At 71.4% G+C, this 20,284-nt stretch carries 19 protein-coding genes; 11 read left to right on the top strand and 8 right to left on the bottom strand.

Annotated features, from left to right (window positions below):
• The first annotated feature begins 35 nt into the window (after positions 1–35).
• From CSC66_RS03680 to CSC66_RS03670, 3 genes are all read left to right on the top strand, one after another.
• Positions 36–2,201: a S46 family peptidase gene (locus CSC66_RS03680; RefSeq protein WP_162376029.1), complete on the top strand. Its 2,166-nt coding sequence runs from the start codon at positions 36–38 to the stop codon at positions 2,199–2,201.
• Entirely contained in the window at positions 2,198–3,286 is a 1,089-nt protein-coding gene (locus CSC66_RS03675) for an alpha/beta hydrolase family protein (RefSeq protein ID WP_162376028.1), read from the top strand. Before CSC66_RS03680 ends, CSC66_RS03675 begins: the two co-directional genes overlap by 4 nt.
• Positions 3,287–3,448: 162 nt before the next feature.
• Entirely contained in the window at positions 3,449–5,833 is a 2,385-nt protein-coding gene (locus CSC66_RS03670; protein WP_162376027.1) for a Tex family protein, read from the top strand.
• Between the two features lie 50 nt (positions 5,834–5,883).
• On the opposite strand, the gene CSC66_RS03665 is transcribed toward CSC66_RS03670, so the two are convergent.
• Positions 5,884–6,237, bottom strand: a complete 354-nt coding sequence (locus tag CSC66_RS03665; protein ID WP_162376026.1) for a carboxymuconolactone decarboxylase family protein — start codon at positions 6,235–6,237, stop codon at positions 5,884–5,886.
• 85 nt (positions 6,238–6,322) lie between these two features.
• Between CSC66_RS03665 and CSC66_RS03660 the strand changes: the two genes are divergently transcribed.
• Positions 6,323–6,634: an ArsR/SmtB family transcription factor gene (locus CSC66_RS03660; protein ID WP_162376025.1), complete on the top strand. Its 312-nt coding sequence runs from the start codon at positions 6,323–6,325 to the stop codon at positions 6,632–6,634.
• A gap of 17 nt (positions 6,635–6,651) precedes the next feature.
• On the top strand, positions 6,652–7,173 hold the full coding sequence (locus tag CSC66_RS03655; protein ID WP_162376024.1) for a rhodanese family protein: 522 nt from the start codon (positions 6,652–6,654) through the stop codon (positions 7,171–7,173).
• Positions 7,174–7,194: 21 nt separating this feature from the next.
• Here the strand turns inward: CSC66_RS03655 and CSC66_RS03650 are convergent, their stop codons facing one another.
• From CSC66_RS03650 to CSC66_RS17435, 3 genes are all read right to left on the bottom strand, one after another.
• Complete coding sequence (locus tag CSC66_RS03650; RefSeq protein ID WP_162376023.1) at positions 7,195–8,160, bottom strand: cation diffusion facilitator family transporter; 966 nt, start codon at positions 8,158–8,160, stop codon at positions 7,195–7,197.
• Positions 8,161–8,306: 146 nt separating this feature from the next.
• Positions 8,307–10,211: a tRNA uridine-5-carboxymethylaminomethyl(34) synthesis enzyme MnmG gene (gene mnmG, locus CSC66_RS03645; RefSeq protein WP_162376022.1), complete on the bottom strand. Its 1,905-nt coding sequence runs from the start codon at positions 10,209–10,211 to the stop codon at positions 8,307–8,309.
• 451 nt (positions 10,212–10,662) lie between these two features.
• Entirely contained in the window at positions 10,663–11,415 is a 753-nt protein-coding gene (locus CSC66_RS17435) for a hypothetical protein (RefSeq protein ID WP_202935586.1), read from the bottom strand.
• A gap of 128 nt (positions 11,416–11,543) precedes the next feature.
• Between CSC66_RS17435 and CSC66_RS03635 the strand changes: the two genes are divergently transcribed.
• The 3 genes from CSC66_RS03635 (at position 11,544) to CSC66_RS03625 (ending at position 13,629) form a co-directional block, all read left to right on the top strand.
• Entirely contained in the window at positions 11,544–12,500 is a 957-nt protein-coding gene (locus tag CSC66_RS03635) for a pyridoxal-phosphate dependent enzyme (RefSeq protein ID WP_162376021.1), read from the top strand.
• Positions 12,497–13,117, top strand: coding sequence for a YdcF family protein (locus CSC66_RS03630; protein WP_238394275.1), 621 nt, complete (start codon positions 12,497–12,499; stop codon positions 13,115–13,117). The genes CSC66_RS03635 and CSC66_RS03630 overlap by 4 nt, the downstream gene beginning before the upstream one ends.
• 83 nt (positions 13,118–13,200) lie before the next feature.
• Entirely contained in the window at positions 13,201–13,629 is a 429-nt protein-coding gene (locus tag CSC66_RS03625; protein WP_162376019.1) for a ketosteroid isomerase-related protein, read from the top strand.
• Between the two features lie 370 nt (positions 13,630–13,999).
• Here the strand turns inward: CSC66_RS03625 and bioC are convergent, their stop codons facing one another.
• From bioC to bioB, 4 genes are all read right to left on the bottom strand, one after another.
• Positions 14,000–14,887 carry a malonyl-ACP O-methyltransferase BioC gene (gene bioC / locus CSC66_RS03620; RefSeq protein WP_162376018.1) on the bottom strand — a complete coding sequence of 296 codons (888 nt, stop codon included), beginning with the start codon at positions 14,885–14,887 and terminating at the stop codon, positions 14,000–14,002.
• Between the two features lie 17 nt (positions 14,888–14,904).
• On the bottom strand, positions 14,905–15,669 hold the full coding sequence (bioH, locus tag CSC66_RS03615; protein ID WP_162376017.1) for a pimeloyl-ACP methyl ester esterase BioH: 765 nt from the start codon (positions 15,667–15,669) through the stop codon (positions 14,905–14,907).
• A gap of 181 nt (positions 15,670–15,850) precedes the next feature.
• Positions 15,851–17,044 carry an 8-amino-7-oxononanoate synthase gene (gene bioF / locus CSC66_RS03610; protein ID WP_162376016.1) on the bottom strand — a complete coding sequence of 398 codons (1,194 nt, stop codon included), beginning with the start codon at positions 17,042–17,044 and terminating at the stop codon, positions 15,851–15,853.
• A gap of 37 nt (positions 17,045–17,081) precedes the next feature.
• Complete coding sequence (gene bioB / locus CSC66_RS03605; protein ID WP_162376015.1) at positions 17,082–18,131, bottom strand: biotin synthase BioB; 1,050 nt, start codon at positions 18,129–18,131, stop codon at positions 17,082–17,084.
• 86 nt (positions 18,132–18,217) lie between these two features.
• Here bioB and CSC66_RS03600 point away from each other — a divergent pair, with 86 nt between their 5' ends.
• From CSC66_RS03600 to CSC66_RS03590, 3 genes are all read left to right on the top strand, one after another.
• A complete protein-coding gene (locus CSC66_RS03600) occupies positions 18,218–18,946 on the top strand; it encodes a ComF family protein (RefSeq protein ID WP_162376014.1) in 729 nt (242 codons plus the stop codon).
• Positions 18,947–19,077: 131 nt separating this feature from the next.
• A complete protein-coding gene (locus CSC66_RS03595; RefSeq protein ID WP_162376013.1) occupies positions 19,078–19,632 on the top strand; it encodes an HdeD family acid-resistance protein in 555 nt (184 codons plus the stop codon).
• A 70-nt stretch (positions 19,633–19,702) separates the two neighbouring features.
• Complete coding sequence (locus CSC66_RS03590) at positions 19,703–20,227, top strand: HdeD family acid-resistance protein (RefSeq protein ID WP_238394256.1); 525 nt, start codon at positions 19,703–19,705, stop codon at positions 20,225–20,227.
• Positions 20,228–20,284 lie beyond the last annotated feature (57 nt).

The raw sequence follows: 20,284 nt of genomic DNA, 5'->3' as shown, positions 1-20,284 counted from the left end.
ACGTCACCGGTCCGCTTGCGACCATGGATCCACCGATGACGAACGCCACGCCCGCCACCTCCAGGCCCCGGCGCCGCCCGGCCCTTGTCGCGCTTGCGTGCCTGGGCGTGCTGGCTGCACACGCGCACGCCGACGAGGGCATGTGGATGCCCTCGCAGCTGCCGCAGATCGCCGCGCAATTGCGCGAGGCCGGCTATGCCGGCGACCCGGCGTCACTGGCCGACCTCACCACCGCCCCGCTCGATGCGGTGGTGCGCGCCGGCGGCGGCACCGGCGCGTTCGTCTCCGGCGACGGCCTGGTGCTGACCAACCACCATGTCGCGTTCGGCGTGATCCAGTACAACAGCACGCCCGAGCGCAACCTGATCGACAACGGCTTCATCGCCGGCGATCGCAGTGGCGAGCTGGCGGCCAATCCCGACTTCCGGGTGCTGGTCACGGTCGGCTTCGACCGGGTCACCGACCAGGTGCTGGGCGCGGCGCGCGGCACCTCGGGTCGTGCCTACTTCGATGCGGTCGACGCGGCGGGCAAGCGGATCGTGTCCGAGTGCGAACGCGAAGCCGGCGTGCGCTGCAGCATCGCCAACATGTACTCCGGTACCGACTTCTACCGGATCCGCCAGCTGGAGCTGCGCGACCTGCGCCTGGTCTACGCGCCGCCGCGGGCCATCGGCAATTTCGGCGACGAGATCGACAACTTCATGTGGCCGCGCCACACCGGCGACTTCACCCTGCTGCGCGCCTATGTCGGCAAGGACGGCAAGCCGGCCGCGCATTCGCCGGACAACGTCCCCTACCAGCCGCCGTCGCACCTGCAGGTGGCCAGCGACGGGCCGCGTGAAGGCGACTTCGCCATGCTCGCCGGCTATCCGGGCATCACCTACCGCCACCGCACCGCGGCCGAATTCGCCGAACAGGTGGAATGGACGCTGCCGGCACGGGTGGACGTGTTCGACGCGCTGATCGGCGTGATCGAACAGGCCGGCCGCGACAATGCGCAGGCCAGGACCCTGTACGCCTCGCAGCTGCAGTCGCTGAAGAACAACCGCAAGCGCGCCGCCGGCGAACTCGAAGGCCTGCGTCGCAGCGACGCGGTGCGCCAGCGCGGCGCCGACGAGGTCGCGATGCTGCAGCACGTCGCCCGCGACAAGCGTGGCGACCTGCAGGCGCTGGACCAGGTGCTGGCCCAGGCCTCGGCGATGCGCGAACGCGACCAGCTGCTGGGCCTGGCCACCGCGCAGACCCAGCTGCTGCGTGCGGCGCTGCAGCTGGAGCGGCTGCGGATCGAGGCTGCCAAGCCCGACGCCCAGCGCGAAAGCGGCTACCAGGCGCGCGACCTGGCCCTGGTCGAGGGCACGCTCAAGCAGGTGCAGCGCCGCTACGACCCGCAGGTCGAGAAGGCGCTGCTGCGCACCCTGCTCCGGCGCCACCTGGCCTTGCCCGCGGCGCAGCGCGTGGCCGAGTTCGATGCCGCCTTCGGGCGCACCCCGGCCGAACTGGAAACGGCGCTCGACGCGCTCTACGCGGGCACCGCGCTCGGTGACGAGGCTGTGCGGCTGGCGCTTTTCGCCGCAGCGCGCGAAGGGCGGCCGCTGCAGGCCGATCCGCTGCTGGCGCTGGCCGCGCAGCTGGTCCCGGCACAGATGCGCCTGGAGGACGAGCGCAAGGCGCGCGACGGCGAGCTGCTGCGCCTGCGTCCGGCCTACATGGCCGAGCTGGCGGCCTGGCGCGCGCGGCAGGGTCGCCCGCTCTACCCCGATGCCAACGGCACCCTGCGGGTCAGCTACGGCCGGCTGGAACGGCTGCAACCGCGCGACGCGGTCACCTACGCGCCGGTGACCACGGTCGCAGGCATCACCCAGAAGCACACCGGCCAGGCGCCGTTCGATGCGCCCTCGCCGCTGCTCGAGGCGATCGCCAAGGGCGACTTCGGCGGCACCGCCGATCCGGCGCTGGGCACGCAGACGGTGAACTTCCTGACCAACCTGGACACCACCGGCGGCAACTCCGGCTCGCCCGTGCTCAACGCCCGCGGCGAACTGATCGGCCTGAACTTCGACAGCAACTGGGAAGCGGTCAGCGCCAGCTGGTGGTTCGACCCGCGCTACAAGCGCGCCGTGCACGTGGACATGCGCTACATGCGCTGGCTGATGGAGAAGGTCTACCCGGCGCCGCACCTGCTGCGGGAAATGGGGCTGTGATCGGCACCGACTCTGCACAGCAGCGCGCCGCGACGCCGATGGCCCGCTGCACCGCACTGTTGATCCTGCTACTGGCGAGCAGCGCCAGTCACGCCGCGGAACCAGGCAGCGCGGAGGCTGAGGCAGCGCTAGCCGCCATGGGCATGGAGCGCGCCGTCGTCACATCGGGGCCCGATGCAATGGAGATTCTTGTGCGGCATGACACCGTGCGGCGACCGGTACTGGTCATGGTGCCGGGATCTGCCTGCATGCCGGCCTTGATGCTGGTCGAAGGCAACGACGGCTTCGGCAACATCTCCTCGGTAATGCCGCCAAGCGCCGCCAGTCAACGCGAGATGGGTGTGCACCTGGCGCTGCTTGAGCGGCGGAACCTGTCCTCGTTCCGCCACGTCTATAGCAAGGAGGAAACCGCACAACTCGCGTCGCTCGACATGCATGTCTGCACGGAACGGAACGGCGCGGTCACGCTGTCACAACGCCGCGATGACGTGCTCGCCCAGCTCGCCTACCTGCGCCGGCAGCCGTGGGCCGGTCCGATCCTGTTGGTCGGGGTTTCCGAGGGCACCGACGTCGCGACCGCGGTAGCTGCCGAGCACAGCAGCAATGTGCATGCGTTGTTATTGATAGTAGGCGCGGGCATGTCCCAGTTCTTCGATTTCGTGCACCAGGCTCGCGCTGCGGGTGACAACGCCAGTGCAACACAGGTACTGGTCACGCTCGACGCGTTCCTCTCGGGAAATCCGCCAGCAGACTACCAGGGCCATGGCCCCGCGCGTTGGCAGAGTTTCGCGATCGCTCAGACCAACCTCGACAGCCTGATGGGGAGCACTGCGCCTGTGTTCATCGTTCACGGCAGCGCTGACACAAGTGTGCCGATCGCGTCAGTGGATGCGCTGGTGGTGGAAGTGATGCGCCGTCAGCCGGCTCGCGCGTTGCATTACATGGTCGTGGACGGGGGTGGACATAGCCTGTGGAGTGTTCTCGCCGATCCGCCGGCACGCATCTATCCTCCATTTGTGCGATGGGCGCTGGAACCTCCGCAGGGACGAACCTTCAGCAACGTCGGGGTCGGCTCCGCCCCGTGAACCATGCGTCGCCCTACGGCGCTGGAGCGCTGGCTGATGATAAGAGAGGCACGCTAGCGTCGTATTTGCGCACCGCAGCCACCGTGTCTTGTCAACGGCTTGGTTAGACGCGCCTCGGTTGCCACAATCGGACTCCGCTTTCCGCCACAGAATCCGCAGTCCATGACCGAACTCTCCGCCGCGCTCGCGCGCAAGATCGCCCAGACCATCGCCGGGGAGATCGGCGCGCAACCCGCGCAGGTGGTCGCCGCCGTCGGACTGCTCGACGAGGGCGCGACCGTGCCGTTCATCGCGCGCTACCGCAAGGAAGTCACCGGCGGCCTCGACGACACCCAGCTGCGCAACCTCGAAGTGCGCCTGGCCTACCTGCGCGAGATGGAAGAGCGCCGCGCCACGATCCTGGCCAGCATCGACGAGCAGGGCAAGCTGACCGACGAACTGCGCGCCGAGATCGAGGCCGCCGACAGCAAGTCCCGGCTGGAGGACCTGTACCTGCCGTACAAGCAGAAGCGCCGCACCCGCGCGCAGATCGCGCGCGAGGCCGGGCTGGAGCCGCTGGCCGATGGCCTGCTCGCCGATCCCTCGCAGGTGCCCGAGGCGTTCGCCGCGTCGTTCGTCGACGCCGACAAGGGCGTGGCCGACGCCAAGGCCGCGCTGGAGGGCGCGCGCGCGATCCTGATCGAGCGCTGGGGCGAGGATGCGGCGCTGCTGGGCGAGCTGCGCCAGTGGCTGGAGGCCAACGGCGTGATCCGCGCCAAGGTCGTGGAAGGCAAGGAGGCGGCCGGCGAGAAGTTCCGCGACTACTTCGACCACGCCGAGCCGCTGGCGAAGATCCCCTCGCACCGCCTGCTGGCGCTGTTCCGCGGGCGCCGCGAGGAATTCCTGCAGCTGGAGCTCGACCCGGGCACCGACGCCGAGGCCGGCAACGCCTACGCCGAGGGCCGCATCGCCCGCCATGCCGGGATCGAGGACCGCGGCCGCGCCGCCGATGCCTGGCTGCGCAACGCCTGCCGCCTGGCCTGGCGCGCCAAGATCCACCTGCATCTGCTGCTGGACCTGTTCAACCAGGCGCGCGAGAAGGCCGAGGCCGAGGCGATCGCGGTGTTCGGCGACAACCTCAAGGACCTGCTGCTGGCCGCACCGGCCGGGCCGAAGGCCGTGCTCGGCCTGGATCCGGGCCTGCGCACCGGGGTGAAGGTCGCCGTGGTCGACGCCACCGGCAAGCTGGTGGCCACCGACACCATCTATCCGCATGAACCCAGGCGCCAGTGGGACGCGTCGCTGGCCTCGCTGCGCAAGCTGTGCGTCGCCCATGGCGTGCAGCTGGTGGCGATCGGCAATGGCACCGCCTCGCGCGAGACGGACAAGCTGGCCGGCGAGCTGCTCAAGCTGGCGCCCGAGCTGAAGATGCAGAAGATCGTGGTCAGCGAAGCCGGCGCCTCGGTGTACTCGGCTTCCGAGCTGGCGGCGAAGGAGTTCCCCGGCCTGGACGTGTCGCTGCGCGGCGCGGTCTCCATTGCCCGGCGCCTGCAGGACCCGTTGGCCGAGCTGGTCAAGATCGAACCCAAGGCGATTGGCGTGGGCCAGTACCAGCACGACGTCGACCAGTACCGGCTGGCGCGCGCGCTGGACGCGAGGGTCGAGGACTGCGTGAACGCGGTCGGCGTGGACGTGAACACCGCCTCGGCCGCGCTGCTGGCGCGCGTGTCGGGCCTGTCGTCCACGGTGGCCGAGAACATCGTCGTGTATCGCGACCAGAACGGCGCGTTCGCCTCGCGCAAGGCGTTGCTGAAGGTGCCGCGGCTGGGCGAGAAGACCTTCGAGCAGTGCGCCGGCTTCCTGCGCATCGCCGATGGCGAGCAGCCGCTGGATGCATCCTCGGTGCACCCGGAAGCCTATCCGGTGGTCGAGCGCATCCTCGCCGGCAGCGGCCGCGCGGTGAAGCAGATCATCGGCGACAGCGCGTTCCTGCGCTCGCTCAAGGCCGAGCAGTACACCGACGAGCGCTTCGGCGTGCCGACCGTGCGCGACATCCTCAAGGAACTGGAGAAGCCGGGCCGCGACCCGCGCCCTGAGTTCAAGGCCGCGCAATTTGCTGAGGGCGTGGAGGACATCAAGGACCTGCGCCCGGGCATGATCCTGGAAGGCGTAGTCAGCAATGTCGCCGCGTTCGGCGCGTTCGTCGACATCGGCGTGCACCAGGACGGGCTGGTGCACATCTCGGCGCTGTCGGACCGCTTCGTGAAGGATCCGCGCGAGGTGGTGAAGGCCGGCGACATCGTCAAGGTCAAGGTGCTGGAGGTCGACGTGGCACGCAAGCGCATCGCCCTGACCCGGCGCCTGGACGACGAACCCGGCCAGGCCGCACCGCGCCCCGGCGACCGCGATGCCGCGCGGCGAGACGCCGGCCGGCCCGGCGCGCCGCGCGATGCGCGCGGCAACGACCGCAATCGCGGCGGCGGCGGCGGCAACGCGCGTCCGGCGCAGCAGGCCGCGCCGTTCAACAGCGCCATGGCCGACGCGCTCAAGGGCCTGCGCCGCAGTTGAGGCCGCTGGTAGCGTGGCTTTCGTGGAGCGGGGCAGGGCCCCGCTCTACGTCAGGCCGCGGCGTTGCTGAACTCGTCGTATGCCGCCTGCGCATTGGCGGCATACATCAGCGACGGCCCGCCGCCCATGTAGACGGCCACGCCCAGCATTTCGCGGAACTCCTCCGGCGTGGCGCCCAGCCGCACCAGCGCCTTGGCGTGGAAGCCGAGGCAGCCGTCGCAGCGGTTGGCCACGCCGATCGCCATGGCGATCAGTTCCTTGGTCTTCTCGTCCAGCACGCCTGGCGCCATCGCCGCCTTGCTCAACGCGCCGAAACCCTGCATCACGTCCGCGTTATGGGTGCGTAGCGGGGCCAGGTTGCGCGAGATGCCGCGGGTCAGGTCCTGGTAGGACAGGTCGTTCATGATTCGTCTCCGGATGAAGGGCGGGTGCCGATGCAGGCATTATATTAGTATTTGCTAATTTAGCAAGTTCTGATATGATGCCCGCATGAGCCCGACCCGCCAGGACAGGAAATTCATGCAGCACGGGGCCGAACAGGCCGCGTCGATGCTGCGCACGCTGGGCAACGAACAGCGCCTGCTCCTGCTGTGCCTGCTGATCGAGCATGGCGAGATGACCGTCGGCCAGATGCAGGCGGAGGTGGACCTGAGCCAGTCGGCCCTGTCCCAGCACCTGGCCCGGATGCGCGAGGACGGCCTGGTGGCCGCCCGCCGCGAGGCGCAATCGGCCTACTACCGCATCGACGATCCGCGCGTGGAGACCCTGGTGGCCGCGCTCAAGTCGGTGTTCTGTCCCTGAACCGCGAGCCACTTCCGATGCAGACGATATCCCCGCGCGAAGCCCGCGCACTCCTCGACCAGGGCGCGCTGCTGGTCGACATCCGCGAGACGGACGAGCACGCGCGCGAGCACATCGATGGTGCGCACTGCGTACCGCTGGCGCGGTTGGCCGATGCGCCCGCACTGCGCGACGCAAGCGGCGTCGTGTTGTTCCATTGCCGCTCCGGGATGCGCACGCGCGCCAATGCCGCCGCGCTGCAGGCCGCCACCGCCGGTTGCACCGCCTATGTCGTCGATGGCGGCATCGACGCATGGAAGCAGGCCGGCCTGCCGGTGACGCGTGACGCCCGCGCTCCGCTGGAGCTCATGCGCCAGGTCCAGATCGCCGCCGGCAGCCTGGTGCTGCTGGGAGCCGTGCTGGCGGCGACGGTATCGCCCGGGTTCCTGCTGTTGAGCGGGCTTGTCGGCGCGGGCCTGGTGTTCGCCGGACTGTCCGGCTCCTGTGGCATGGCCAAGCTGCTGTCGCGCATGCCCTGGAACCGCGCCATGCGTCGATGAGCGGCGCTCGCTGCGCCGCGACTACTCGGCCCACTCGCGGTCGGTAGTGAAGGCGATGGTCAGCCAGCGGTCGGGGGAATCGCCGCCGATCGCTTCGCCAATCTCGTCGCGCAGCGCGTCCCACTCTTCCAGCGTGCGTGCCGGCCAGCCGGACGGCGCGATGAAGTACAGCTCGATCTGCCGGCCGCGCCCGACCTTGGCCACGTAGGCGCGATAGCCGGTGAAGCCATGGCGCGCGACCACCTCGCCGGCCACCCGGTCCACGTGCTGCTTCAGTTCGGTCGGCGTGACCAGCAGGATCTCCTCCAGCGCCTGCCGCACCGCGCCGAGCGGGATCGGGAAGACCACCAGGCACACCAGCGCCAGCACCGCCGGGTCGATGTACGGCGAGATCCATTCCAGCGCCGTGCCCTGGATCGCCAGGCCGATGACGAAGGCGACCAGCAGCGCGGCGGTGATTGCGGCCGACATCAGCCAGCCCCGTACGTCCATCGCGATGAAGTCCGAGCGCAGGCGCCGGTTGGCGCGGCGGCCGTACCAGGCCATCGCCAGGCTGATCAGCACCGTCGCCGCGGCGTAGACGATGGCCTGGCCGAACTGCAGCGGCCGGCCACCGGCCATGAAGCTGCCGACCGCGTTGATGAAGGCGTAGACCGCGGCACCGGACAGCAGCAGGCCGGTGGCGCCGAGCACCATCGGTTCCAGGTGCCAGAAGCCCATGGTGAACTTCTCGACCAGGCGCCGGTTCGACGCATCGCTGGCGTTGTAGTTCGCGATCAGGTTGGCTACCAGCAGCGCGACCACGCTGGTGGCACCGTCGGCCAGCGAGTAGACGCCGTCGAAGACGATCGCGTAGGAGCCGGAGAGCAGGCCGAACACGATCCCGAGCGCGGCCACCACCGCCGTGGCGATGATCGATATCCGCAGCACCCCCGCTTCGGTGGGGGCGTACCACGGCGTCTTCGCCCGCTCGGCCGGCGCGTCCATGGCGCCAGCCTGCCCCAGCCCCGGCCCTGATGCCAGCACCCGTAGAGCCGGGCTTGCCCGGCTGCCGCCGCAACTTGGCGCGCGCGGAGAACAGCAGCCGGGCAAGCCCGGCTCTACGAAAGGCGCGCGCCCCCGTCCGGCCGCGGTCAGGCCACCCGGCTGCGCCGCAGGCGCTCGAGGTGGACCAGCAGCAGCGAGATCGCCGCCGGGGTCATGCCGGGAATGCGCTGGGCCTGGCCGATGGTCAGCGGACGCACGCGTTCGAGCTTCTGCTGCACCTCGGCCGACAGGCCGCGCACGGCGGCGTAGTCGAAGGCGGCCGGGATGGCGGTCTCCTCATGCCGCTGCTGGCGCGCGATCTCCTCGCGCTGGCGCTCGACGTAACCGGCGTACTTGATCCCGATCTCGACCTGCTCGGCCACCTGGGCGTCATCCACGCCCGGACCGAGCGCCGGGACCCGCATGAGCGCCGCGTAGCCCAGTTCCGGGCGCCGGATCAGGTCCAGCGCGCTGGTCTCGCGGCTGACCGCCACGCCCAGCACGGCTTCCACCTCGCGCCCCAGCGCGTTGGCCGGCGCGGCCCACAGCGCGCCCAGGCGCGCGGTTTCGCGTTCGATCGCCTCGCGCTTGGCCTCGAACCGCGCCCAGCGCGCCTCGTCCACCACGCCGAGCTCGCGACCCTTCGCCGTCAGGCGCAGGTCGGCATTGTCCTCGCGCAGCTGCAACCGGTACTCGGCGCGACTGGTGAACATGCGGTACGGCTCGGTGGTGCCGTGGGTGATCAGGTCGTCGACCAGCACGCCCAGGTACGCCTCGTCGCGGCGCGGCGACCAGCCGTCATGGCCGTGCACGAAGCGCGCGGCGTTCAGGCCCGCCAGCAGCCCCTGCGCGGCCGCTTCCTCGTAGCCGGTGGTGCCGTTGATCTGGCCGGCGAAGAACAGGCCCGCCACCAGCCTGGTCTCCAGCGTGGGCTTGAGCCCGCGCGGATCGAAGAAGTCGTACTCGATCGCGTAGCCGGGCCGGGTGATGTGCGCGTTCCCGAAGCCGCGGATCGAGCGCACCAGCTCCAGCTGGACGTCGAACGGCAGCGAGGTGGAGATGCCGTTGGGATAGATCTCGGCCACGTCCAGCCCTTCGGGCTCGACGAAGATCTGGTGGCTGGCCTTCTCGGCGAAGCGCACCACCTTGTCCTCGATCGAGGGGCAGTAGCGCGGGCCGATGCCTTCGATCTGGCCGGTGTACAGCGGCGAACGGTCGAGCGCACCGCGGATGATCTCGTGGGTACGCTCGGAGGTATGGGTGATCCAGCACGACACCTGGCGCGGATGCTCGCGCACGTCGCCCAGGAACGACATCACCGGCATCGGGTCGTCGCCGGGCTGCTCCTCCATCACCGAGTAGTCGAGCGTGCGTCCGTCGATCCGCGGCGGCGTGCCGGTCTTGAGCCGGTCGATCGCGAACGGGCGCTCGCGCAGGCGCGCGGCCAGGGTGGTGGCGGGCGGGTCGCCCATGCGCCCGGCGGTGTACTGGGTTTCGCCGATGTGGATCTTGCCGGCGAGGAAGGTGCCGGCGGTCAGGACCACGGCGGGCGCGTGGAAGCGCAGTCCGGTCTGGGTGACCGCGCCGCGCACGGCGTCGCCTTCGTCCATGCCGTTTTGAATCAGGAGATCATCGACCGCCGCCTGGAACACGGTCAGGTTCGGCTGGCCCTCGACGATGCGGCGGATCGCGGCGCGGTACAGCGAGCGGTCTGCCTGGCAGCGGGTGGCGCGCACCGCCGGGCCCTTGCTCGCGTTGAGCGTGCGCCACTGGATGCCGGCCAGATCGGCCGCCCGTGCCATCGCCCCGCCCAGCGCGTCGATCTCCCTGACCAGGTGGCCCTTGCCGATGCCGCCGATGGCCGGGTTGCAGCTCATCGCGCCCACGGTCTCGATGTTGTGGGTCAACAGCAGCGTGCGCGCGCCGGCGCGCGCGGACGCGAGCGCCGCCTCGGTGCCGGCATGGCCGCCGCCGATCACGATGACGTCGTAGTGGTGGAAGGAGTGGCTCATGGACGGGGTCGGTGCCGGCGGCGGGAAGACTGCCGCGGGGTGGCGATTCTACCGCCAGTCCGTCCGACGGCCTGGCGGCGTTGGCACGCTTCCTGCGGTAACCATCCCGTGCACCCATCGCGGCAATGCGTCGGGGGCGCGGGCTGGAATTGGAACAGGGGCCAGCCACGCGCGCGATGGGGAAGCCGAGGGGCCGGTAGTCGGGGGACTGCCGGCCCCATTTTTTTGTCCGGAGCCCGCCCGCCGTGACGATGCCCGCAAAAAAACAGGCAGCCCGGCTGGGGCCGGGCTGCCGTAGGGGCGTCGACGTCCGACAGGGCCGGAACAGGGGGGATCCAGATTTCCCTGCCGGACATCGACATGGACTGGGCCAGTCGGGTCAAAACCTGACGCAACCGGTCATGTACGGCCTTAGATTGCGACCAGACTCAGGCCAAAAGCAAGCGATTTTTCAGGGCTCGATTGTGTCGCGCGTCGCACTCCGGCCCGACCTCTGGCGCGTGGCATCCGACCTCGGAGCGCTGCGCTGGGGCGCGCTCTGGCTGCGCCCGGAGGGACGTGGCGCCATCGAGCGTTCGCCGGCGTCAGCACCCCCCATCCCGGACACCCGCGTGGCCGGGGGACGGTACCCCTGCGGCGGTGCGGGCCGGACCCCATTGCCCGGTCGCGGACCGACCTGGCCGCCGACCACGGGCCCACCGCCCGCGTCGAGCGTGCCCGGTCGCGGCTGGCGCGGCGGCGGCGTGCCTTCGCCGTACTCGCCACGGCGCAGCCGTTCCAGGTCGCGCCAGGGCGCGCGATTGAGCGGCGGCGGCTGGCCGTCGTTGGCGACCGGCGGACGCTCCGGCCGGCCGCCGTGGTCGGGACGGCCGCCGTGGCCATGGTCGTGGTCGTGGTCCGGACGCGGGTGGTAATGCGGTGGCCGCGGGTAGTACGGACGCCCGTAGTACGGCGGGCGATAGGGACCGCCGGGGTAGTAGTAGTACGGGTAGCCATAGGACAGCCCGAACGAGACCCCTGGGCGGTAGGCGTAGTACGGCGCGCCATAACCGTATCCGCCGTAGCCATAGCCGTACCCGGAGTAGCTGTACTGCGTGGTCGGCGCGCCGGTGTAGTAGCCGCCGCCATCGCCCACGTAGCCATACGTGGTGCATCCGCCCAGCGCCAGCGCCAGTGCCGCGCTGGTGAACAGTCGAAGTTTCATGGCGGTCCCCCCGCGATATGTGGACCCAGCTTCGGCGTGGCGCATTGAATACGTGCTTAATCCGCCGGGTCGCGGCGGCAACGGTTCAGGCGCGGCGGCGCGGCGCGCCGATGCGCTAACCTTCGCACATGCCTGCCGCACTGCCCGTCGCCGACGACGTCCTCGCCGCCGCCACCCGCATCGCCGGCCATGCCGACCTGACCCCGGTGCTGCGATCACGCACGCTCGATGCGATGGCCGGCTGCCAGCTGCTGTTCAAGGCCGAGCACCTGCAGCGCGGCGGCGCCTTCAAGTTCCGCGGCGCCTGCAACGCGGTGTGGTCGCTGTCCGAGGCGGAGGCGGCCCACGGCGTGGTCACCCATTCGTCCGGCAACCACGGCGCCGCACTGGCACTGGCCGCGCGGGGCCGCGGCATCGCCTGCCACGTGGTCGTGCCCGAGGGGGCGGTCGCCGCCAAGCTGGCCAACATCCAGCGGCATGGGGCGACCCTGTGGCGCTGCGAGGCGACCCAGGCCGCGCGCGAGGCGACCTGCGCCCAGGTCCAGCAGGCCACCGGCGCGCAGCTGGTGCACCCGTATGCCGATGCCCGGGTCATCGCCGGCCAGGGCACGGCGGCGCTGGAACTGGCCGGGCAGGCGGGCGCACCGGACGTGATGGTGGTACCGGTCGGTGGTGGCGGCCTGGCCGCCGGCACCGCGCTGGCGCTGGCCGCGGTGGCACCGGACTGCGGGCTGGTGCTGGCCGAGCCGGCCGGCGCCGCCGACACCGCGCGCTCGCTGGCGGCCGGCGAGCGTCGCATCGACTTCGTGCCCGACACGGTCTGCGACGGATTGCGCGGCGCGCTGGGCGCACCCAACTTCGAACTGCTGCGAGCCGCCGGCGCCGGGGTCGTGGTGGTCGACGACGACGCCACGATCGCGGCGATGCGCCTGGCCTGGCAGGTGCTCAAGCAGGTGGTCGAGCCGTCCTCGGCGATCGCGCTGGCCGCCGTGCTGGCCGAGCCGGCGCGCTTCGCCGGCAAGCGGGTCGGGCTGGTCCTGAGCGGCGGCAACGTCGACCTCGAGGCGCTGCCATGGCGCGCATGAGCGCGTCGGCGCGGCGCGGGCGCGGGCGCCGCCGCGGCTGGTCCGGCTGGCTGGGGCGCCTGCTGCTGCTCGCGCTGGCCTGGCTGCTCGGCGTGGCCGGCTGGATCGTCTGGGTCGGCCAGCGCGACCAGGCGGCGCAGGCCGACGCGATCATCGTCCTGGGCGCCGCGGCGTACCACAAGAATCCGTCGCCGGTATTCAAGGAGCGGATCAACCATGGCCTGGACCTCTACCGCCGTGGCTACGCACCGGTGCTGCTGTTCACCGGCGGCTACGGTAACGGTGCGCCGTTCGCCGAATCGCAGGTGGCGCGCAAGTACGCGTTGCAGCAAGGCATCCCCGACTCGGCGATCATGATCGAAGCGGTCTCGCGCAACACCCGCGAGAACCTGCTGCAGGCACGCAAGCTGATGCAGGAGCGCGGCCTGCACCGGGTAATCGTGGTCAGCGACCCGCTGCACATGTCGCGCGCGCTGCGCCTGTCGCGCGAGCTGGGCATCGACGCGGTCGGCTCGCCGACGCCGAGCACGCGCTTCCGCACCGTGCACACGCAGTGGCGCTTCCTGCTGCAGGAGGTGTACTTCTTCCACCGCGACCTGGTGGTGCGCGTCGCCTGAGCGGGCGGGTGCGCGGGCTCGTGCAGGCTGGAGCCGCGCACCCCGGGGGGTATCATGTCCTCCCTCGAACTGCGGACATTCCCATGAAGATCGACGGCACCCGCCGCCAGGACCGCGCCATCGAACTCGTCCTCGCGTACTACGCCGCCTTCAACCGTGGCGACCGCGAGGCGATGCTCGCGCTGCTGCACGACGAGGTGGTGCACGACCTCAACCAGGGCGCGCGCGAAACCGGCAAGCCGGCGTTCGCCGCGTTCATGCAGCGCATGGATGCGAGCTATCGCGAACAGCTGCGCGACATCGTGGTGCTGGCCTCGCAGGACGGCGACCGCGCCGCCGCGGAGTACGTAGTCCATGGCCAGTACCTGCGCGACGACGAAGGCCTGCCGCCGGCGCACGGCCAGCCGTACGTGCTGCCGGGCGGCGCTTTCTTCGACATCCGCGACGACCGCATCGCGCGGGTGAGCAACTACTACAACCTGCAGGACTGGATCGTGCAGGTTTCGCGCTGAGCGCCGCTCGGCTGCCTGCCGCAACGCCGAGCCCATCGGCGACCCCAACTGGCCACGTAGGAGCCGATCTTCATCGGCGACCCGGCGCACGCAGGCACGCCGACGCCATGGGCTTCAGGCGCAGCGACGCTACACCGGCCCCGGCGAGGTCATGGGTCGCAGGCGCAGGTAACGCCGCCGGTCCTGCCGATGCCCGTGTCGCCCATGAAGATGGGCTCCTACAGGGAGAGACCGCCGCCGCCCACGCCAAGTGGCGCTCCCGACGTTGTAGGAACCGATCCTCATCGGCGACCCGACGCACGCAGGCACGCCGCCATGGGTCACGGGCGCAGCCGACGCCGCCGGCAGCGTCGCCCATGAAGATGGGCGCCTACGGCAACGGCCGGCGACGGATCGGGATCTGCGACAGCGGTACCGTGGCGACTTCATGGCCGCCTTCGCGGATCGGCATGCCGGGCGCTGGCGCCCAGGCCTGGGCGTAGATCACTTCCCAGCTGCTGGGCAGGCGCCCCTGGCCGTCGCGCAGGGGTTCGTAGGCGGCGGCGGCGGCGGCGAAGCGCGCGCGTCCGGTGAGGCTGCGGCGGCGCGAGGCCATCGCGTTGGTCGCACCGATCGCGCGCAGCTCGCGCATCAGCGCCGGCAAGTCGGGATAGGTCAGGTTGAACAGGTCGCGGTCGACCACCGGGTCGCGGAATCCGGCCGACAACAGTGCGTCGCCGAACTGCGCGATCGAGGCGAACGGGCTCACGTGCGGGGACGCATCGGCCTGGGCGAACGCCTCGCGCAGCTCCGCCAGCGTCTCCGGGCCGAAGCTAGAACACAGCATGAGGCCGCCGGGCCGGAGCACGCGGCGGAACCCGGCGAACACCGCCGGCAGGTCCTCGACCCACTGCAGGCACAGGTTGCTGAAGATCACGTCGACGCTGCCTTCGGCCAGCGGCAGCGCGCGCGCGTCGGCGCAGACGCGGTTGAACGGCTTCCACCAGCCGGCCTGCCGGCGCGCCTGGCGCAGCATCGGCAAGGCCAGGTCCAGCGCGACCACCCGCGCCTTGGGCCAGCGCTTCCTCATCGCCGCCGCGGCGTGGCCGGTCCCGCTGCCGACATCGAGCACGACCGACGGCTGGCGGTCGTCGAGATAGGCCAGCGACTCGAGCAGCCGCGTGCGCACCTCGGCCTGCAGCGCGGCGGCGGCGTCATAGCCGGCGGCCGCGCGCGAGAAGGCGCGACGCACGTGGCGGGAGTCGAACAGCGGGTCCATTGCGCGGAGGGGCTGGTTCAGGGGGCGATATTGTCGGCGAAAGCGCCGATTTCCGCTGCCACGTCGGCGGCGTGGCCGAGGAACGGCGCGTGCGCGGCCCCGGCCAGTTCGACGAAGCGCGAACGCGGCGCCAGAGCCGCCGCCGCGGCCATGCCGCGCGGGTCCACCAGCCGGTCGCGGCGACCGCCCAGCCACAGGCTCGGCACCGCCAGCCGCGGCAGCGCGCGGCGCATGTCGCTGGCATCGAGCAGGCGCAGGCCCGCCTGCAACGCTTCGGGGTCCGGCTCGCCGCGCGCGTGCAGCAACGCGCGCAGGGTCTTGAGCTCGGCGCGGCCGTGTTCCGAACCCAGCGTGTCCAGGGCGATGAAGCGGTCCAAGGTGCCGGCGTAGTCGCCCGCCAGTTCCTCGCCGAAGCGGCTGAAGACGGTGGCGTCGACCGCATGCGGCCAGTCCGGGGCGCGGACGAAGCGCGGGGTCGCCGCGACCATCACCAGGCCTCGCACCGTCGGCAGGGTGGCCGCGGCGCGCAACGCGAACAGGCCGCCCAGCGACCAGCCCAGCCATGTCGCCGGCGGCGTGCGCGCGGCGATCGCGCTGGCCGTGGCGGCCAGATCCAGGCTGTCCTCCGGATCGCGGCTGTAGCCATGCCCGGGCAGGTCCACCAGGTGCAGGCGGAAGCGGTCGGAGAGGCGCTCGACCAGCGGTGCGAACACGCCGCCGTGCAGCGCCCAGCCGTGGATCAGGACCAGGTCGGGGCCATGGCCCACGGTTTCGATGTGCATGCGGCCATTGTCGCCGACGGCGGCGCGGCCCGTGCGCCGGCGACCCCGTATTTGTAGGAGCCGATCTTCATCGGCGACACGGGAGTCGGGATTGCGAGGGCGTCGCCTGGGCCGGCAGCGTCGGGCCGCCGATGCAGATCGGCTCCTACCGCGATGCGGGCGCCGGCCCGCGACGGCGCGGTCAGGCCGCCGCTTCGCGCCCCAGGCGGTCGCGCGCTTCGGCCAGGGCGCCGAGCAGGGCATTGACCTGTTGCGGGGTGTGCAGCGAGGTCAGGGTCACGCGCAGGCGCGAACGCCCCTCGGCCACGGTCGGCGGCCGGATCGCGGTGACCAGGAAACCGCGTCGCTCCAGCGCCGCCGACATCGCGGTCGCGGTGGCTTCGTCGCCGCAGAGCACCGGCTGGATCGGCGTGCTCGAAGGCATCAGCTCCAGGCCGAAGCGGCCGGCACCGGTGCGGAACTGGCCGACCAGTTCCTGCAGCCGCGTCCGGCGCCAGTCGTCGCGGCGGGCGAGCCGCAACGCGGCCAGCGACGCGGCGGCCAGGGCCGGCGGCAGCGCGGTGGTGTAGAGGTAGGGCCGGGCCGTGCCGGCGAGGTGCTCGACCAGGTCCGCGTCGCCGGCGACCACTGCGCCGTAGCCGCCCAGCGCCTTGCCGAGCGTGACCAGCTGCAGGGGCACGTCGGCCACGCCCAGGCCGGCGTCGGCCGCGGTGCCGCGGCCCTGCGGGCCCAGCACGCCGACGCCATGGGCGTCATCGACGTACAGCAGCGCATCCTGGGTGCGCGCGACCAGCGACAGCGCGCGCAACGGCGCGATGTCGCCGTCCATGCTGAAGACGCCATCGGTCGCCAGCATCGCCGCGCCGCCTGGCGCGTTGCGCAGCTGGCGCATCGCGCCTTCCGGGTCCAGGTGCGGGTAGCGGCGCAGGCGCGCGCCCGCCAGGCGGGTGGCGTCGATCAGGCTGGCGTGGTTGAGCCGGTCCTGGACGCAGACATCGTCGTCCTCCAGCAGCGCCTGCTGCACCGCCAGGTTGGCGGCGAAGCCACTGCCGAACAGCAGCGCGCGCGGCACGCCGAGCCATTCGGCCATCTCGCGCTCGAGCTGCGCATGCAAGGCGTGGTGGCCGCAGACCAGGTGCGAGGCGGTCGCGCCGGTGCCTTCGCGCGAGACCGCGTCCTGCAGGGCGGCGCCGACCTCGAACTGCGAGGCCAGGCCCAGGTAGTCGTTGCTGCAGAAGCCGGTCAGCCACTGGCCATCGACCTCGACCCGCACCCCGTCGCGGCGGGTCACCGTGCGCCGCTCGCGCAGGCGCCCCTGCGCGATGCGCTGGCGGCGCTGGGCGAGGACGCGTTCGTGGATGTCGGTACGGGCCATCGTTGCCCCTCCCCCCGGAGAGCGTTGCGCGGCGTGGTCAGGCCGCGCGTCCGCAGGCGGGCGACGGCTCGAGGATGTCGGCATGCACGGTAGCGCCAGCCCCTGTCGCGATTCCGTGACCGGATTCACAATGAACGAGTGGCATGGGCCGCAGACCGAGCCGCGCGAACAGCGCCTGGTCGCGCTCCACGTCGGGATTGCCCGTGGTCAGCAGCTTCTCGCCGTAGAAGATCGAGTTGGCACCTGCAGCAATACACAGCGCCTGCAACTCGTCGGACATCGCCTCGCGCCCGGCCGACAGCCGCACCATGGAACGCGGCATGGTGATCCGGGCCACCGCGATCGTGCGCACGAACTCGAACGGATCCAGCTCGGCGGTACCGGCCAGCGGCGTGCCGGGCACCTGCACCAGGCGGTTGATCGGCACCGAGTCCGGGTGCGCGGGCAGGTTGGCCAGCGCCTGCAGCAGGCCCGCGCGCTGGGCGCGGGTCTCGCCCATGCCGACGATGCCGCCGCAGCAGGTCTTCAGCCCGGCGTCGCGGACGTGGCCGAGCGTGTCCAGCCGGTCCTGGTAGTCGCGCGTCTGGATCACCTCGCCGTAGAACTCCGGCGCGGTGTCCAGGTTGTGGTTGTAGTAGTCCAGGCCGGCGTCCTTCAACGCGCCGGCCTGGGCCGGCGAGAGCATGCCCAGGGTGGCGCAGGTCTCCAGGCCCAGCGCCTTCACCCCGGCGATCATCTCGGCCACCTTGGGGATGTCGCGGTCCTTGGGGCTGCGCCAGGCCGCGCCCATGCAGAAGCGCGACGCACCGGCCGCCTTGGCCTGGCGGGCCTTCTCCAGCACGTCGGCGGCGTCCATCAGCTTGGTCGCGTCCACGCCGGTGTGGTAGCGCTGCGCCTGCGGGCAGTAGCCGCAATCCTCCGGGCAGCCCCCGGTCTTGACCGACAGCAGGGTCGACACCTGGACCTCGGCCGGGTCGAAATTGGCCCGGTGCACGCTCGCCGCGCGGAACAGCAGTTCCGGCAGTGGCAGGTCGAGCAGGGCGAGCAGTTCCTCGCGACGCCAGTCATGGCGGGTTTCCGAAGGCATGGCGGGAGGTTTCCTGACGGCGGCACTGGACCGGGCGGGGCAGTCTGGAAAGCCACCCGCGACCTGTCAACCCGGAACCCACCCCGATGGTTTACGACTCCTCCACTACCCGCCGGAGGCCCGGCCAGCTGGCCGGGCTGCTGGCCGCCCTGGCCACCCGGCTCCTGCCGCCGCGCTGCCTGGCCTGCGGCGAGCCGGGCGAGGGCGACCGCGACCTCTGCACCGCGTGCGCGTGCGTGCTGCCAGTGGCCGACCAGGCCTGTCCGCGCTGCGCACTCCCGCTGCCGGCCACCGCTGCCTGCGGCGCGTGCCTGCAGCGGCCGCCGCCCCTGCAGGCCGCACGCGCGGCCTTCGTCTACGCGGCGCCGGTGGACCGGCTGCTGCGCCGGCACAAGTTCCACAACGACCTGGCCGCCGGGCGCCTGCTGGCGCAGTTGATGGCCCCCGCCTTCGCCGGCTGCGAGCGCCCCGGCGCACTGGTCCCGGTGCCCTTGCACCGCACCCGGCTGCGCGAACGCGGCTACGACCAGGCGCTGGAGCTGGCGCGCCCGCTGGCCCGCCGCCTGCGCCTGCCGCTGCGCACCGACCTGCTCGCGCGGGTCCGCCGTACCCCGGCCCAGTCCGAGCTCGATGCCGCCGCCCGCCGGCGCAACCTGCAGCGCGCGTTCCGCGTGGCGCACGGACCGCTCCCCGCGCACGTGGTCCTGTTCGACGACGTCATGACCACCGGCGCGACCCTGCATGCGGCGGCCATCGCGTTGCGCACGGCCGGGGTGGCACGGGTGGATGCGTGGATCTGCGCACGCGTGCCATGAGTGGCGGCGACCCCTCGCCGTGCGCCGGCCGGGGTGGCACGGAGCCTTCATTTGACAGTGGCCGGCGCACAGGAGTATCCCGGGCACGCCGGCGGGCCATCGCGGCTCCCCCTCATGGCGCAGGAGGCAGCATGCAAGCGGGTACAGCGGAAGAAGTACGACGCAGCTGGTGGGTCTCGGTACTGTTCGGCCTGATCGGAATCGCCTTCGGCCTGCTCACCCTGGCCAAGCCGTTCCAGGCGCTGGTGGCGATGGCCTGGGCCTTCGGCATCCTGGCCCTGGCCGACGGCATCGCCAGCCTGCTGGCGCTGTTCGACAAGCGCGTGGCGATCCCCAAGCTGCTGTTGCTGTTTTACGCGATCGCTTCGATCGCCTTCGGCGTGATCGCCGTTTCCAACCCGAAGGCCACCGCGGGCATCCTGTTCTTCATGCTGTCGTTCTGGCTGGTCATCGCCGGCATCTTCCGCATCGTCTTCGCCATCCGCGTGCGCAAGGAGATCGTCGGCGAGTGGCTGATCGCGCTCAGCGGCGTGCTGGCGATCGTGCTGGGCGTCGTGTTCCTGCGCAATCCGGCGATCGGCCTGTTCACCACCGCCATCTGGATCGGCGCCGGCGCGCTGGCCTACGGCGTGCTGCAGGTGTTCGCCGGCTTCCGGTTCCGAAAGCACAAGCCGGTGGAGGCCTGATCCGGCAGCCGCGTTCCATCCGCCCGGGGGCCCGGGTCGCCGGCGCCAACTCACACCTTTGGAGTCCGTCATGTCCCGAGCCTGGTGGGTGTTCCTGCTGTATGGCCTGTTCGCGATCGGCTTCGGCCTGTTCGCCCTGTTCCAGCCGCAATCGACCGTGTGGGTGCTGATCATGGCCTTCGGCCTGCTGGCGCTGGCGGACGGGGTGGTCAGCCTGCTGAGCGTGTTCCGCAAGGATGTCGCCCTGCCCAACTGGTTGTTGCTGCTGTACGCGGCCGCGTCGATCGGCTTCGGCCTGCTGGCGATCTTCCAGGCGCAGATGGTGGCGACCGTGCTGGTCTGGCTGCTGGCGATCTGGCTGGTCGTCGCCGGCATCGCCAGGATCGTGTTCGCGGTGCAGATGCGCCGCCTGGTCGAGGGCAACTGGCTGCTGGCCCTGAGCGGCATCCTCGCCCTGTTGCTGGGACTGCTGTTCATCGCGCGGCCGAACATCGGCGTGGCCACGCTGGCGGTGTGGCTGGGGATCGGCGCGCTGCTCTATGGAGCGCTGCAGGTCGCACTGGCGTTCTACATGCGCAGGCGGCTGGCCGCCTAGCCGCGTTGTGACCGCCCGCTTCCATCGCCCGATGCGGGCCGGGAGCGGGCGCGGGAG

Source organism: Pseudoxanthomonas kaohsiungensis (assembly GCF_010211765.1).
Classification (GTDB): domain Bacteria; phylum Pseudomonadota; class Gammaproteobacteria; order Xanthomonadales; family Xanthomonadaceae; genus Pseudoxanthomonas; species Pseudoxanthomonas kaohsiungensis.
The sequence above is the reverse complement of the archived record's forward strand: the minus strand, read 5'-3'. Positions and strand labels throughout refer to the sequence as shown.